Raw genomic sequence first — 12645 nt, forward strand, 5'->3', positions numbered from 1 at the left:
TCGGCAAGCAATCCATGTTCCGTCGCATCCCATCGGAGGCAAGGCCATGGGCGTCCTGATTCACCGCACTGCCGCCATCGGCGGGGCCGACGAGCTGGATTTCAGCCGCTGCCACGTCGTCGTCCTGGACCCGTTCATCGCCACCCGCCGCCTGGTCACCGACATCTTGGTGCGCGACATGCGGGTCGGCGCCGCGCGCGCCTGCGCCACCGCCGAAGACGCGGTGCGTCTGCTGCTGGAAGGCGGCTGGAACATCGTATTCGCCGACTGGTCGGCCGCCACCAACGCCATCGCCTTGCTGAAAAGCTTGCGGGTGCAAGGCAGTCCGTTCCGTTTTCTGCCGGTGGTGGTGATGAGCGGCTTTTCCAGCGCCGACCACATCAAGGCGGCCCGCGATGCCGGCATGACCGAGTTCATGCTGAAGCCGTTTTCGGCCCAGGTGATCCAAAGCCGGCTGAAATCCATCACCCAGGCACCCCGTGTCTATGTCGAATCGCCCGATTTCTTCGGGCCGGACCGCCGGCGTCGCCACGACAGCTTCGAGGGCTTCGAGCGGCGCCATCACACCAACACCCGTTTCGCCGACCGCCGGCAGGCCAATTTCCCCCATGTCGGCCCCGAACGCCGGCAGGGCATTCCCGGCTACCATGCGGCCGACCGCCGCCAGGGTGCTCGCTGATTCCATTTCCCCAGCCGGCGGGCTATGGTGGGGCATGATCGCCGCCGCTTCCTTGTTCGAACAGGCCCGCCCGCCGGTGCCGCCCGCGCCGTTCCTGCCGATGTCCTTGGCCGAGATGGACCGGCTGGGGTGGGAGGCGTGCGATGTGGTGCTGGTCACCGGCGACGCCTATATCGATCATCCCAGCTTCGGCATGGCCATCGTCGGACGTTTGCTCGAGGCCCACGGCTTCAAGGTCGGCATCATCGCCCAGCCCGACTGGTCGGGGCCGGAAGCCTTCACCGTCCTCGGTCGGCCGCGCCTGTTCTTCGGCATCACCGCCGGCAACATGGATTCGATGGTCAACCGCTACACCTCGGACAAAAAGCTGCGCCACGACGACGCCTATACACCGGGCGGCGAGGGGGGCAAGCGGCCGGATCGGGCCGCCATCGTCTATGCCCAGCGTGCGCGCGAGGCCTTCAAGGACGTCCCCATCGTCCTGGGCGGCATCGAGGCCAGCCTGCGCCGTATTGCCCATTACGATTACTGGTCGGACAAGGTGCGCCGGTCGATCCTGATGGATGCCAAGGCCGACATCTTGCTGTTCGGCAACGCCGAGCGGGCGTTGGTCGAAGTGGCGCACCGCGCCGGGGCCGGCCAAACCATCCGCTCGATGACCGATATCCGCGGCACCGCCCAGGTGGTGAACGCGCCCCCCAAGGCCTTCCGGGTCGCCGACTGGACCGACATGGACGGCGCGTCCCCGGACCTGGCCGGCGGCAAGGTGGCGGTGCGGCTGCCGTCCTACGAGCAGGTGGCCGCCGATCCCGCCCTGTACGCCCACACCTCACGGGTCCTGCATCTGGAAAGCAATGCGTCGAACGCCCGGGCCTTGGTGCAGGCCCATGGCGACAAGGATGTGTGGCTGAACCCGCCGCCGGTGCCGCTGACCTCGGCGGAACTGGACGCGGTCTATGAATTGCCGTTCGCCCGCGCCCCCCATCCGTCCTATGGCGATTCCCGCATTCCGGCCTGGGAGATGATCCGCTTCTCGGTGTCGATCATGCGCGGCTGTTTCGGCGGCTGCGCCTTCTGCTCGATCACCGAGCACGAGGGCAGGGTGATCCAAAGCCGGTCGGAAGGATCGGTCCTGCGCGAGATCGAGCGGGTGCGCGACCTGACCAAGGGCTTCACCGGCACCATTTCCGATATCGGCGGCCCGACCGCCAACATGTACCGGCTGGCCTGCAAGGATGATGGCATCCAGGCCATGTGCCGGCGGCTGTCTTGCGTCTATCCCGACATCTGCAAGAATCTGGGCACCGACCATGGCCCGCTGATCGCGCTGTACCGCAAGGCCCGCGCCATCAAGGGGGTCAAGCGGGTGCTGGTGGCCTCGGGCCTGCGCTACGATCTGGCGGTGCGAAGCCCGGATTATGTGCGCGAACTGGTGGCCCATCATGTCGGCGGCTATCTGAAGATCGCCCCCGAACATACCGAGGCCGGCCCGCTGTCCAAGATGATGAAGCCGGGCATCGCCGCCTATGAACGGTTCAAGGAATTGTTCGACCAGGCGGCCCAGGCGGCCGGCAAGAAGTACTATTTGATCCCCTATTTCATCGCCGCCCATCCCGGCACGTCCGACCGGGACATGATGAACCTGGCCTTGTGGCTGAAAAGGAACGGCTTCAAGGCCGACCAGGTCCAGACCTTCCTGCCGTCGCCGATGTCGCTGGCGACCGCCATGTATCATTCCGGGCGAAACCCGCTGAAGCCGGTGCGCCACAGCGGATCGGAAGAGGTCGAGGCCATCAAGGGCTTGCGCCAGCGCCGCCTGCACAAGGCCTTCCTGCGCTATCACGATCCCGAGAATTGGCCGATCCTGCGCGACGCCCTGAAGGCCATGGGCCGCGCCGACCTGATCGGGCCGGGCGCGCACCAATTGGTTCCCGGCGGCACCGCCGCACCCGCCGCCAAGGCTGGCCCATCCAGGCCGTTCCGCACCCAGCACACACGCTCCAGGCCCTTGCAGCGGCGCTGATCGTCGCCACTTGTCAGGAAAGCCTGAACAAGGTGCGCCATGCCAGCAGCGTCGTCCTCACCGGCCTCGGCCGACTTTCCATCCTTCGACCATGTCCGGGCCGCCGCCCCCGGCGCCATCAAGCGCTGGCTTCGCCTGGGCTGGTCCGACCTTCGGGCCGCCGGCTGGGTCAGCCCTGCCTATGGCGCCATCTTCGCCGTCGGCGGCTTCGTCATCACCTTCGGGCTGGTGCTGGTCGGCATGCCCTATCTGATCACCCCGATGATCGGCGGATTCCTGCTGATCGGGCCGCTGCTGGCGCTGGGGCTTTACGACATTTCCGACCGCCACGAAAAGGGCCAGGCCGCCAGTTTCGTCCATGCGTTGCTGGCCTTTCGCCGCAACCGCTTCCACATCCTGACCGCCGGCTTGGTCCTGATGCTGGTGGTGATGATCTGGGCCAGGCTGTCGGCGGTCTTGTTCGCCATCTTCTTCCCCTACCAATCGATGACGCTGGCAAGCTTCCTGGCCCAGATCGTCACCTTCGACGGCATCGTCTTCACCGTGATGATGGTGGCGCTGGGCTTCGTGTTCGCCACGGCCGTCTTCGTCACCCACATGGTCAGCCTGCCGATGATGCTGGATTGCAAGGTCGATATCTTCTCGGCCGCCATCTGGTCGGTGATGGCGGTGGTGCGCAATCCGGTCACCTCGGCCCGGTGGGCGGCGACCATCGCCCTGGTGGTCGGCGCCGGCATGCTGGCCTGTTTCGTCGGCCTGGCGGTGGCGTTGCCGCTGATCGGCCATGCCAGTTGGCATGCCTATCGCGAGATGATCGGGCTGGATCGGGTTTGATCTGGGCGGCGCTTCGTATAGGTTAGTGTTTACTAACCTAACGGAGGACCGCGCGGTGAAGCCGATATTCCTGGTGCTGGGCGGACTGGCGGCTGTGGTCGCGGGCGGCGTGGCGCTGTCTCGGATGACGGGCGAGGGTCCCCAGCCGGTGGTGGCGGCCCATGCCGCCGCCCCGCGCGACGGCCGGGTCTACGGACTGGGCACGGTGGAAGCCCGCCTGCTGTCGCGTCTGGGCTTCGAGGCGGCGGGCACCCTTTCGGAAATCCTGGCCGATCAGGGCGACCGGGTCACCAAGGGCCAAGTGCTGGCGCGGCTGGGCCTGGCCGACCAGCAGGCCCGCGTCGCCCAGGCGGAGGCCGGCGTGCGTCAGGCCCAGGCTGCCCTGGTCCAGGCCAATGCCCGGCTGGACCGCGCCCGCGCCACCCGCGATCAGCGGGCCAACGTCAACCAGCGCCGCCAGACACTGGCGTCACGCGGCACGGTGTCGGTCGAGGCGGCCGAGGACGCCCAGGCCACCTCGGCGGTGGCGGTGGCCGACGTGGCGGTGGCCGCGTCCGATGTCGAGGCGGCCAAGGGCGGCATCGAATATGCGGTGGCCAAGCTGGCCTTGGAACGGGCCTTGCTGGACAAGCTGACCCTGGTCGCGCCGTTCGACGCCTTGGTGATCGAGCGCGCCCGCGAGCTGGGCAGCGCCGTCGCTCCCGGCGGCACGGTGCTGACCATCGCCGACCCGGCGACCATCTGGGTCACCGCCTTCGTCGACGAGGCGCTGGCCGGCCGCGTCGAGGTGGGCCAAGCGGCCGAGATCACCCTGCGCTCGCGCCCCGGCCAGCCCTTGGCCGGCAAGGTGGCGCGCATCGATCTGGAAAACGACCGCGTCTCGGAAGAGCGCCGGGTCCAGGTGGCGTTCGAGATTCCGCTCTCGCCGTTCACCCTGGGCGAGCAGGCGGAAGTGCTGATTTCGGCCAAGCGCCCATGAATCTGGCGATCCGCGACATCCGCCATCATTGGGGCCGCTTCGTGCTGACCTGCCTGGGGCTGTCGCTGCTGCTGGGCGTGGTCATCTCGATGATCGGCATCTATCGCGGCCTGGTGGCCGACGCGCTGGTGCTGGTCCGTGCCCCGGCGGTCGATCTGTGGGTGGTCGAGGGCGGCACCAAGGGGCCGTTCGCCGAGGCGTCACGCATTCCCCGCGACACGCGCAACGCGGTGGCCCGCATCGATGGCATCGCCCACGCCGGCATGGTCACCTATCAGTCGATGCAGATCGACACCGCCAAGGGCGTGGGCCGGGTGTTGGTGGTCGGCTTCGAACCGGGCCGGCCGGGCGGCCCGGCAACCCTGGCCGCCGGCCGCACCCTGGAACGCAGCCATTTCGAGATGGTCGCCGACATCAAGACCGGGCTGGAACTGGGGCAGATCATCCGGCTGGGCAACGACGATTACCGGGTGGTCGGCCTGACCCGGGGGCAGGTCGATTCCGGGGGCAATCCGCTGATCTATCTTTCCCTGCAGGACGCCCAGCGGCTGCAGTTCGAGCTGGAAGGGGCGGCCGCCCGCAATCAGGCGGCGCGCGGCGAGCGGGCCAACACCAATCAGGTCAACGCGGTGCTGGCGACGATTCATGGTGATGCCGACCTTGATTCCGTGGCTCGCTCGGTCAGCCGCTGGAAGCATCTGTCGGCGCTGACCCAGGCCGACCAGGAAGCCATGCTGCTGTCGGCGGTGGTGGACAAGGCCAGAAAGCAGATCGGCATGTTCACGGTGACGCTTCTGACGGTATCGACGGTGATCATCGCCCTGATCGTCCACACCATGACCCTGGACAAGGCCCGCGAGATCGCCACCTTGAAGCTGATCGGAGCGCCTGACCGCACCATCCTGGCCCTGATCATCCAGCAGGCCCTGGCCATGGGGGCGATCAGCTTCTCGCTGGGGGCGACCCTGATCACCCTGGCGGCCGACCGTTTTCCCCGCCGCGTCATCGTCGAGGCGCCCGACATCGCCATGCTGGCGGCGGCGGTCGGCCTGGTGTGCGTGATCGCCAGTCTGGCGGGCGTGCGCCATGCGCTGTCCATCGACCCGGCCCAGGCCTTGGGGGGCTGATCGATGTCGGCTCCCATCGTCAGCCTTAAGGGCGTGTCGAAGCATTACGGCGACGGGCCGACCCGGGTCGATGCGGTGCGCGACCTCGATCTCGACATTCATGCCGGCACCGTCGCCGGATTGCTGGGGCCCAGCGGCTCGGGCAAGAGTACGGTGCTGAACCTGATCGGCGCCATCGTCGATCCCAGCAAGGGCCAGATCAGCCTGGACGGCGAGATGGTGTTCGACGGTCGTTGGCTGCGGCCCGATCTGCGGCGGCTGCGGCTGGAAAAGATCGGCTTCATCTTCCAGTTCCACAATCTGATCCCGTTCCTGAACGTGGCGGAAAACATCCAGGTGGTGCTGGATCTGGCCGGCTGGCCCCGTCCCAAGGCCCAACGCCGGGTGGCGGAGTTGCTGGATTATCTGCAGGTGGCCGACCGCGCCCACGCCTGGCCGGCGCAATTGTCGGGCGGCCAGGCCCAGCGGGTGGCCATCGCCCGGGCCTTGGCCAACAATCCGCGCATCATCCTGGCCGACGAGCCGACGGCGGCGCTGGATTCCGAGCGGGCCGGCCGGGTCATGGACCTGCTGCGCCAGGTGGCGGTCGAGCAAGGGGCGGCGGTGATCGTGGTCACCCACGACGACAAGGTCATGGCCCGTTTCGACGTCCGTCACGCCTTGGCCGACGGTCGGTTGGTCGGGGGCTGACGGCGGGGCGGGATCAGCCCTTCCCCTTATCCTTGAAGGTGAAGGACTGGATGATCCGCTCGGCATCGGCCTGGTTGCGGTCGTAATAGTAAAGCGCGGTTCCGACATAGTGGATCAGGTAAAGCTTTTCGTCGAACACCGCGCCGACGCCGAAGCCCTTGCGGCGGACCTGATCCTTGCCAATGAAGGCGTATTCGAAGCGAAAGCCCGGCTTGCCGCCCAGGGTGGCCGGCGCCAGTTGGGTGGACTCCACCTTCGCCCCGGTGATTTTCGACATGCTGGCGGTAAACAGATCGACGATCTCGTGCTCGGTCATGCGCTTGTGGAAGCGGAACGACACCTCGTCGGGGACCTTGCCGAACCACACCAGCAGCGGATGGAATCCGGCCTCGACGTCCAGGGCCTCCATGATGGTCTTGCCGTCCTTGACCCCCATATGGAAGACCATCTCCTGCAGATTGGGGCCATCCAGGGTCCAGGTGTGGACGATATCGATGGGGCGCCAGTTCCAGTCGATCGGCGTCTCGACGGTGCCGTGGTCCGAGAATTCGACCTTGCCGGCCGGAATCAGCTGATAGGGTGTGCAAGACGCGATCAGCAGGATGATCGCCAGGGAAATGAGACGGTTCATCAGGCCCCCGACAGGTATTTGCGGATCATGTCGCTGTCGCCGGCTTGGGGCGCGCGGTCGAGATAGCGTCGGAAATATTCCCGCGCCAGGTCGGTCTCGCCCCGCCGCCAGCGGATCAGGCCGACGCCTCGGAAGGCCTCGGCCGGTGGATCGGCGGCCTCGCAGGATTCGTGATAGAAGCCCAGCGCGACCGCCTCGTCGCCATCCTTGTTGCGGCGCCGATATAGTTCGCCGCGATAATAAAGCGCCCCGGCCGGGTCGTTGCCGTCGGCGGCCAGCCGGCCCAACAATTTCTCGGTCCGCTTGAAACGGCCCTGATTGATCTCGTCTTCCATGAAGCCGCGGCGCAGGTGGCGGATGGCCTGGTCCAGGCGGTTGGGCGGCGACGTCTTGGGGCGCCCGCGCTGCTCGGCCAGTTGCTGCAAGGTTTCGATGCGTTCCTTGGTGGCCGGATGGGTGCTGAGGAAGAAGTTGAAATCATGTTTGACGTCGCCGGCCTTGTCCTCATCGATCAATTGGCGCCACGTTTCGGCGCAGGCGAAGGGGTCATAGCCGGCGTCGGCCATCATCACCAGGCCCATTTCGTCTGATTCCCGCTCGTGATCGCGCGAGAACATCGAGATCGAGGCCATCCGCACGTCGCTGCTGATGTCCCACATGGTCTTGGCCAAAGGCCCCTGCAGCGTGAATTGCATGAAGGCCATCATGTCGTCCCACTCGCGCTTGTCGCGCATGCGCTGCAGGCTGTGCCGCCTGAGGTAATGGGCGATTTCGTGACCCAGCACGCCGGCCAGCTGCGATTCGTCCTTGCAGCGCAGCAGCAGCCCCGACCACACGCTGACCATCCCGTTGGGAGAGCAGGTGGCATTGAATTCCGGAACCCGAACCAGATAGGGCCGCAGCTCGGGGCAGCGGTCGCCGGCCAGGCGGCAGATGATGTCTTGCACCAAGGCGTTGGCCGCCTGGTCGCGGATGCGCGAGGGCGAGCGCTTCTGGGTCTGCTCGACCTTGTCGACGGCAAGCCACAGGCCGGCCTCGTCGCTGTCGGGCGGCGGCCGGTAGCCCTTGGTGGTCGCGGGCAGTCCCGTCGCCGGGCCGCTTTGATGATGGGTGGCGCAGCCGCCCAGCAGCGAGGCCAGCCCCAGGGTGAAGGCGCGTCGGCTGATCATTTCGGCATCCGGTCAAGCAGCAGGCGGGTGGTGGCGCGACTTTCCTCTAGCGTCCGCATGTCGCCGGATTCGCGCGGCAGCAGGGCGTTGAACCACACCACCTGTCCGGTCTTGAGATCGACCAGCGAGCACAAGCCTCGTTGCTCCCCGCCGCTGACCGGGACGCCGACAACCAACGCCGCCACCACCTTCAGAGCCATCCGACCCGGCGAGGAGTAGCTGTCGCGCAACCACACGAACAAGGCGTAGTCGGCCTTGCCATGCTCGGCCAGTTTGGTGACCTCGGGACCCAGCGACCAGTCGAACTGGCCCTTCTTGGCCGGCAGCCGCAATGCCGGCACGAAATGGTAATCGAGGATCGTTTGACCGACGGTTGCGTGCAAGCTCTGGAGCTCGTCCAGCAGCGGGGCGTTCTCGCTGGCATCGTCCGGCGGCAGGTACTCGACGAAATCGGCGCCGATGCTGGTCAGATGTTCGCGCAAGGCGGTGGCGAAATGCGCCTCGGCCGCCTTGGTCCAGGCGGCGTTGAGCTCGTTGCTTCCGCCCGCGGTGCGTTCCGACAGCTCGATGTCGGGCGGCATCAGCATGATGCGGGGATGGGCGTCGGTCCGCACCAGCCGCTCGGTGGTGCGATAGGATTGTGCCCCGCAGCCGCTCAGAAGCACGGCCGCCAGAACGATCAATGTGCCAGCGGTCCTTCTCATCTGCCCGGCTCCAGGTTGCAACCTTATAATACCGGTTGTCGGTCTCTAGGCAACTGTAGAGGGGGCAGGCTACCTCTTTCGAGTACTTGAAATGCACAGGTCTTCGCGCGCCATACTATTCGACCAAAAAAATAAGCTGGGCGTCGGTCTCCGAGGTTCTGGCCGACCGGTGCCCATCGGAAGAGGGAGGGGTGCCATGTCCGTCGAGACAATGTTGCTTGCCGTCACTGCCGCCACGCTGCTGGCCGCCGTGTTGGCGATGCGTGAACTGCCGCTGATCCTGGCGGTGGTCGGGTATGCCGGCATGATCGTCTGGCAGGTCGGGCACGACATGACCTTGCTGTTGCCGTCGATCGGAGTGGGAATCGGGATCGGCATCCTTGCCCTGGTCGTGGTGGTTCGTCGCGAGGTCAGGGGCTGGGTTTCGGATGAAGGCGGCGACCGCTACATTCCGTCACAACAGATCACAAATAAATCTGTGCACATCTGACTGTGTGGCGCCGGCCAATATTGTTTTGGGCTGCACTTGTTGTTAGTCTTCATTCATCGAATGGAATGGAGCGAGGCGGCCATGACGCGGGAGGTCGGTAATACAGATTGCTTCGGCCGCCGTGTCGAGCATGCCGGCCATCTGGTCGCCCACGGCCAATGGGCCAGCGGCCACGCCATCGCCTCGAGCCTGCTGCGGTGCGCGTCGGCCGGCGGCTGCCCCTGCCAGGCGGATTGCGCCCGCCAGGCCCAGTCGGTCATGGGGTCGATCCGCGCCTTGTTGGCCAATTAAGGCCTTCTGAAAATTTCAGAGCTTTTATAATGTGACGCTGTCGGCGCGGATACGCCATGGTCCGCGCCACGTGCGTCTGCCGGCGGACCGGCGCTCTGCCTTGTGTGTTCGCCCCGTCATGCCATGTTTTCGGAACAAAGCGGTTCAGAAAACAAGGGTGTGCAAAAGAAAAACGTATCACTAAAGCGGCCGTATTTCGCCATTCCGAGGGGACCGGCAAGACAAAACCTCTTCTGTTTAACGGTAATCCGGTACTAGAATGCGTATAACGGCGCCGACACGAGCGCTGCCTGCGAACGAACCGATCGAATGGGAGGTTGACGATGAAAGTTTTGCGTTGGGCCGGAGCCGGCCTTACGGCGCTGTCGCTTGCTTTGGCCCCGCTGTCGGTCAAGGCGGCCGACGAAATCAGGGTTGGCGCTTTTCTGGCGGTGACCGGTGTGATGTCGCTGATGGGCGACCCCGAAAAGAAGACGCTGGAAATGGAGGTCGAGAAGATCAACGCCGGCGGCGGCCTGTTGGGCCGGCCGATCAAGCTGATCCTTTACGATGACGCCTCGGACCCGGAAAAGTCGGTCACCAGCGTCAAGCGCCTGATCGAGAACGACAAGGTCGATGTCATCATGGGCGGCTCGGGAACCCCGCAAAGCATGTCGGTGTTGCCGCTGATGGAAAAGGCCGAGATGCCCTATCTGTCGATGGGCGGCGGCGTCGGCATCGTCGAGCCGGTGCGCAAATGGACCTTCAAAACCCCCCAGACCGACCGCATGGCGGCGGAAAAGGTGTTCCTGGACATGAAGCGGCGCGGCATCAAGAAGTTCGCGCTGCTGTCGGAAAATGTCGGCTTTGGCAAGTCCGGTCGCGACCAGACCCTGGCCTTGGCGCCGTCCTATGGGCTGGAAGTGGTGGCCGACGAGGTCTATTCGCCGCGTGACGTCGATGTCACCCCGCAATTGACCAAGATCCGCGGCGCCGCCGGCGCCCAGGCGCTGTTCGTATTCGGCACCGGCCAGGGGCCGGCGGTGGTCACCCGCAACATCAAGCAGCTGGGTATCACGTTGCCGACCTATCAGTCGCATGGCGTCGCCTCGAAGGAGTTCGTGAAGCTGGTCGGCGCCGCCGCCGACGGCACCCGTCTGCCGGCCGGCGCCCTGGCGATCGCCGACAATCTGCGCCCCGAAAACCCGCAGCGCGGCCTGGTCCAGGGCTTCAAGAAGGATTTCGAAGCGCGCTGGAAGATGGACGTCAACACCCTGGCCGGCCATGCCTATGACGCCCTTTACCTGTATGTCGATGCGGTCAAGCGGGCCGGCTCGACCGACAAGGCCAAGGTGCGCGACGCCCTCGAGAAGACCCAGGGCTTCATCGGCACCGCCGGTCTGGTCAACATGAGCCCGACCGACCATATGGGCCTGTCGCTGTCATCCTTCAGCATGGTCGAGATCAACAAGGGCGATTTCACCATCGTCGAGTAAGGAGCACTCATGAACGCCGCCGACCTGATCCTGGGGCCGGCGCTGGCGGCAGGGCGGGGGGACACCCCCGCCCTGTTGGCGGGCGACCGTGTCGTGACCTATGCTCAACTGGACCGGCTTGCCAATCGGTACGGCAACGCGTTGCTGGCTTCGGGCCTGACCCGGGGCCAACCGGTTCTGTTCGTCCTGGACGACGACGTTTTGCTGGTGGCCGCCTATCTGGGCGCCATGCGGGCGGGCCTGGTGTCGGTGGCCCTGAATCTGCGCATGTCGGCCAAGGAACTGGCCTATGCCATCGCCGATTCCGGCTCGGCCCTGCTGATCTGCGAAAGTGCGCTGGCCAGCATCGCCGAGGAGGCCGCCCGCCAGGCCGGCACCTCCATCCGTATCGTGCTGTCCGATCAGGTCGATTCCTTTCTGGGCGATGCCGGCGAGGACTTGGCGTCGGCCGATCTGACCGCCGACGATCCCTGTCTGTGGATGTATACCTCGGGCACCACCGGCCAACCCAAGGGCGCGGTCCACCGCGTCGGCGCCATCCCGGTCGGTGTGCGCCATGTGGTCGAGAATCTGGGCGTCAAGCCCGGCGACAAGATGTTCGCCACCTCGAAGCTGTTCTTCGCCTACGCACTGGGGCATTGCCTGATCGGCGGCCTGATGGCCCAGGCGACCCTGGTGCTGCACCAGGGCTGGCCCGACGCGGCCGCCGCCGCCGGAATCATCGCGCGACACCGCCCGGACGTGGTGTTGTCGGTGCCGGCCCTCTACCGACTGATGCTGCGCGAAGGCCATGCCCTGGGCGAGGCGTTTCGGGCACCACGCTGCTATGTCTCGGCCGGCGAGGCCTTTCCGGCCGAATTGTGCCGCGAGTGGAGCGAAGTCACCGGTCGGCCGGTCTATGAAGGCATCGGCGCCACCGAGGCCCTGTTCCTGTTCATCGCCAACCGGCCCGGGCTGGTCAAGCCGGGCACCACCGGCCAGCCGTTGCCGTGGGCCAGGGTGATGCTGACCAATCCCGACGGCACCGCCTTCGACGAGCCCGGCCGAGCCGGCGATTTGTGGGTCAAGGTTGAATCCCTGTTCGTCGGCTATCACAACCGCCCCGACGTCACCGCCCGCGTGCTGGTGGACGGCTGGTGGCGCACCGGCGACGTCTTCTCGGTCGATGCCGATGGCTTCTGGTCGCCGCAGGGGCGTTCGGACGACATGATCAAGGTGTCGGGCCAATGGGTCAGCCCGGCCGAGATCGAGGAAGTGGCGCTGACCGTGCCGGGAATCGCCGATGTCGCCGCGGTCGGGGTGGCCAATGCCGAAGGGCTGGTGCGGCTGGTTCTGTACGCTGTCGCCGCCCCCGGCGAGCGCGAGCCGGCCCTGGAAGCCCGCGTGGTGGAAACCTTGCGCTCGAAGCTGGCGGTCTATAAATGCCCGCGCAACGTGCGCTTCCTCGAGGTGATTCCGCGCACCGCCACCGGCAAGGTCCAGCGCTTCAAGTTGCGTGAGCTGGGGATGTGACGGTGCGTCCCGTAAAGCGGAGTTGACTCGACCGCGTCAGG

13 protein-coding genes are annotated in these 12645 nt (G+C 66.1%); 10 read left to right on the forward strand and 3 right to left on the reverse strand.

The features are described 5' to 3' along the window. The first annotated feature begins 46 nt into the window (after positions 1 to 46). Genes MTBLM5_RS18115 through MTBLM5_RS18140 form a run of 6 tightly spaced genes read left to right on the forward strand, consistent with a single transcriptional unit; the run spans position 47 to position 6332 of the window. Positions 47 to 679, forward strand: a complete 633-nt coding sequence (locus MTBLM5_RS18115) for a response regulator (protein ID WP_173977445.1) — start codon at positions 47 to 49, stop codon at positions 677 to 679. A 34-nt stretch (positions 680 to 713) separates the two neighbouring features. Further along, on the forward strand, positions 714 to 2702 hold the full coding sequence (locus MTBLM5_RS18120; protein ID WP_173977446.1) for a YgiQ family radical SAM protein: 1989 nt from the start codon (positions 714 to 716) through the stop codon (positions 2700 to 2702). Between the two features lie 39 nt (positions 2703 to 2741). Continuing rightward, positions 2742 to 3536, forward strand: a complete 795-nt coding sequence (locus MTBLM5_RS18125) for a DUF2189 domain-containing protein (protein WP_173977447.1) — start codon at positions 2742 to 2744, stop codon at positions 3534 to 3536. 55 nt (positions 3537 to 3591) lie between these two features. Next, entirely contained in the window at positions 3592 to 4515 is a 924-nt protein-coding gene (locus MTBLM5_RS18130; protein ID WP_173977448.1) for an efflux RND transporter periplasmic adaptor subunit, read from the forward strand. After that, positions 4512 to 5642, forward strand: coding sequence for an FtsX-like permease family protein (locus MTBLM5_RS18135; protein WP_173977449.1), 1131 nt, complete (start codon positions 4512 to 4514; stop codon positions 5640 to 5642). Before MTBLM5_RS18130 ends, MTBLM5_RS18135 begins: the two co-directional genes overlap by 4 nt. 3 nt (positions 5643 to 5645) lie before the next feature. Then, on the forward strand, positions 5646 to 6332 hold the full coding sequence (locus MTBLM5_RS18140; RefSeq protein WP_173977450.1) for an ABC transporter ATP-binding protein: 687 nt from the start codon (positions 5646 to 5648) through the stop codon (positions 6330 to 6332). Positions 6333 to 6345: 13 nt separating this feature from the next. On the opposite strand, the gene MTBLM5_RS18145 is transcribed toward MTBLM5_RS18140, so the two are convergent. From MTBLM5_RS18145 to MTBLM5_RS18155, 3 genes are read right to left on the reverse strand one after another with little or no spacing between them, the layout of a single operon-like run. Beyond that, positions 6346 to 6963, reverse strand: coding sequence for a hypothetical protein (locus tag MTBLM5_RS18145; RefSeq protein WP_173977451.1), 618 nt, complete (start codon positions 6961 to 6963; stop codon positions 6346 to 6348). After that, on the reverse strand, positions 6963 to 8132 hold the full coding sequence (locus tag MTBLM5_RS18150) for a M48 family metallopeptidase (RefSeq protein ID WP_173977452.1): 1170 nt from the start codon (positions 8130 to 8132) through the stop codon (positions 6963 to 6965). Before MTBLM5_RS18150 ends, MTBLM5_RS18145 begins: the two co-directional genes overlap by 1 nt. Next, positions 8129 to 8836, reverse strand: a complete 708-nt coding sequence (locus tag MTBLM5_RS18155; RefSeq protein ID WP_173977453.1) for a hypothetical protein — start codon at positions 8834 to 8836, stop codon at positions 8129 to 8131. Before MTBLM5_RS18155 ends, MTBLM5_RS18150 begins: the two co-directional genes overlap by 4 nt. Before the next feature lie 196 nt (positions 8837 to 9032). On the opposite strand from MTBLM5_RS18155, the gene MTBLM5_RS18160 reads away from it, so the two are divergent. From MTBLM5_RS18160 to MTBLM5_RS18175, 4 genes are all read left to right on the forward strand, one after another. Next, entirely contained in the window at positions 9033 to 9326 is a 294-nt protein-coding gene (locus MTBLM5_RS18160; protein WP_173977454.1) for a hypothetical protein, read from the forward strand. 81 nt (positions 9327 to 9407) lie between these two features. Beyond that, positions 9408 to 9617, forward strand: a complete 210-nt coding sequence (locus tag MTBLM5_RS18165) for a hypothetical protein (RefSeq protein ID WP_173977455.1) — start codon at positions 9408 to 9410, stop codon at positions 9615 to 9617. A 323-nt stretch (positions 9618 to 9940) separates the two neighbouring features. Beyond that, positions 9941 to 11092, forward strand: a complete 1152-nt coding sequence (locus tag MTBLM5_RS18170) for an ABC transporter substrate-binding protein (RefSeq protein ID WP_173977456.1) — start codon at positions 9941 to 9943, stop codon at positions 11090 to 11092. Positions 11093 to 11101: 9 nt separating this feature from the next. Continuing rightward, positions 11102 to 12604 (forward strand): AMP-binding protein, encoded by a 1503-nt coding sequence (locus MTBLM5_RS18175; RefSeq protein WP_173977457.1) that lies wholly within the window; start codon positions 11102 to 11104, stop codon positions 12602 to 12604. Positions 12605 to 12645: the final 41 nt, after the last annotated feature.

It is taken from the genome of Magnetospirillum sp. LM-5, from assembly GCF_902729445.1.
Classification (GTDB): Bacteria; Pseudomonadota; Alphaproteobacteria; order Rhodospirillales; family Magnetospirillaceae; genus Magnetospirillum.

Bases quoted from the DNA above. Each gene is read 5' to 3' on its own strand.
- MTBLM5_RS18150 (WP_173977452.1), bottom strand. From the start codon at position 8,132: ATGATCAGCCGACGCGCCTTCACCCTGGGGCTGGCCTCGCTGCTGGGC.
- MTBLM5_RS18160 (WP_173977454.1), top strand. From the start codon at position 9,033: ATGTCCGTCGAGACAATGTTGCTTGCCGTCACTGCCGCCACGCTGCTG.
- MTBLM5_RS18115 (WP_173977445.1), top strand. From the start codon at position 47: ATGGGCGTCCTGATTCACCGCACTGCCGCCATCGGCGGGGCCGACGAG.
- MTBLM5_RS18170 (WP_173977456.1), top strand. From the start codon at position 9,941: ATGAAAGTTTTGCGTTGGGCCGGAGCCGGCCTTACGGCGCTGTCGCTT.
- MTBLM5_RS18155 (WP_173977453.1), bottom strand. From the start codon at position 8,836: ATGAGAAGGACCGCTGGCACATTGATCGTTCTGGCGGCCGTGCTTCTG.
- MTBLM5_RS18120 (WP_173977446.1), top strand. From the start codon at position 714: ATGATCGCCGCCGCTTCCTTGTTCGAACAGGCCCGCCCGCCGGTGCCG.
- MTBLM5_RS18135 (WP_173977449.1), top strand. From the start codon at position 4,512: ATGAATCTGGCGATCCGCGACATCCGCCATCATTGGGGCCGCTTCGTG.
- MTBLM5_RS18145 (WP_173977451.1), bottom strand. From the start codon at position 6,963: ATGAACCGTCTCATTTCCCTGGCGATCATCCTGCTGATCGCGTCTTGC.
- MTBLM5_RS18175 (WP_173977457.1), top strand. From the start codon at position 11,102: ATGAACGCCGCCGACCTGATCCTGGGGCCGGCGCTGGCGGCAGGGCGG.
- MTBLM5_RS18140 (WP_173977450.1), top strand. From the start codon at position 5,646: ATGTCGGCTCCCATCGTCAGCCTTAAGGGCGTGTCGAAGCATTACGGC.
- MTBLM5_RS18125 (WP_173977447.1), top strand. From the start codon at position 2,742: ATGCCAGCAGCGTCGTCCTCACCGGCCTCGGCCGACTTTCCATCCTTC.
- MTBLM5_RS18165 (WP_173977455.1), top strand. From the start codon at position 9,408: ATGACGCGGGAGGTCGGTAATACAGATTGCTTCGGCCGCCGTGTCGAG.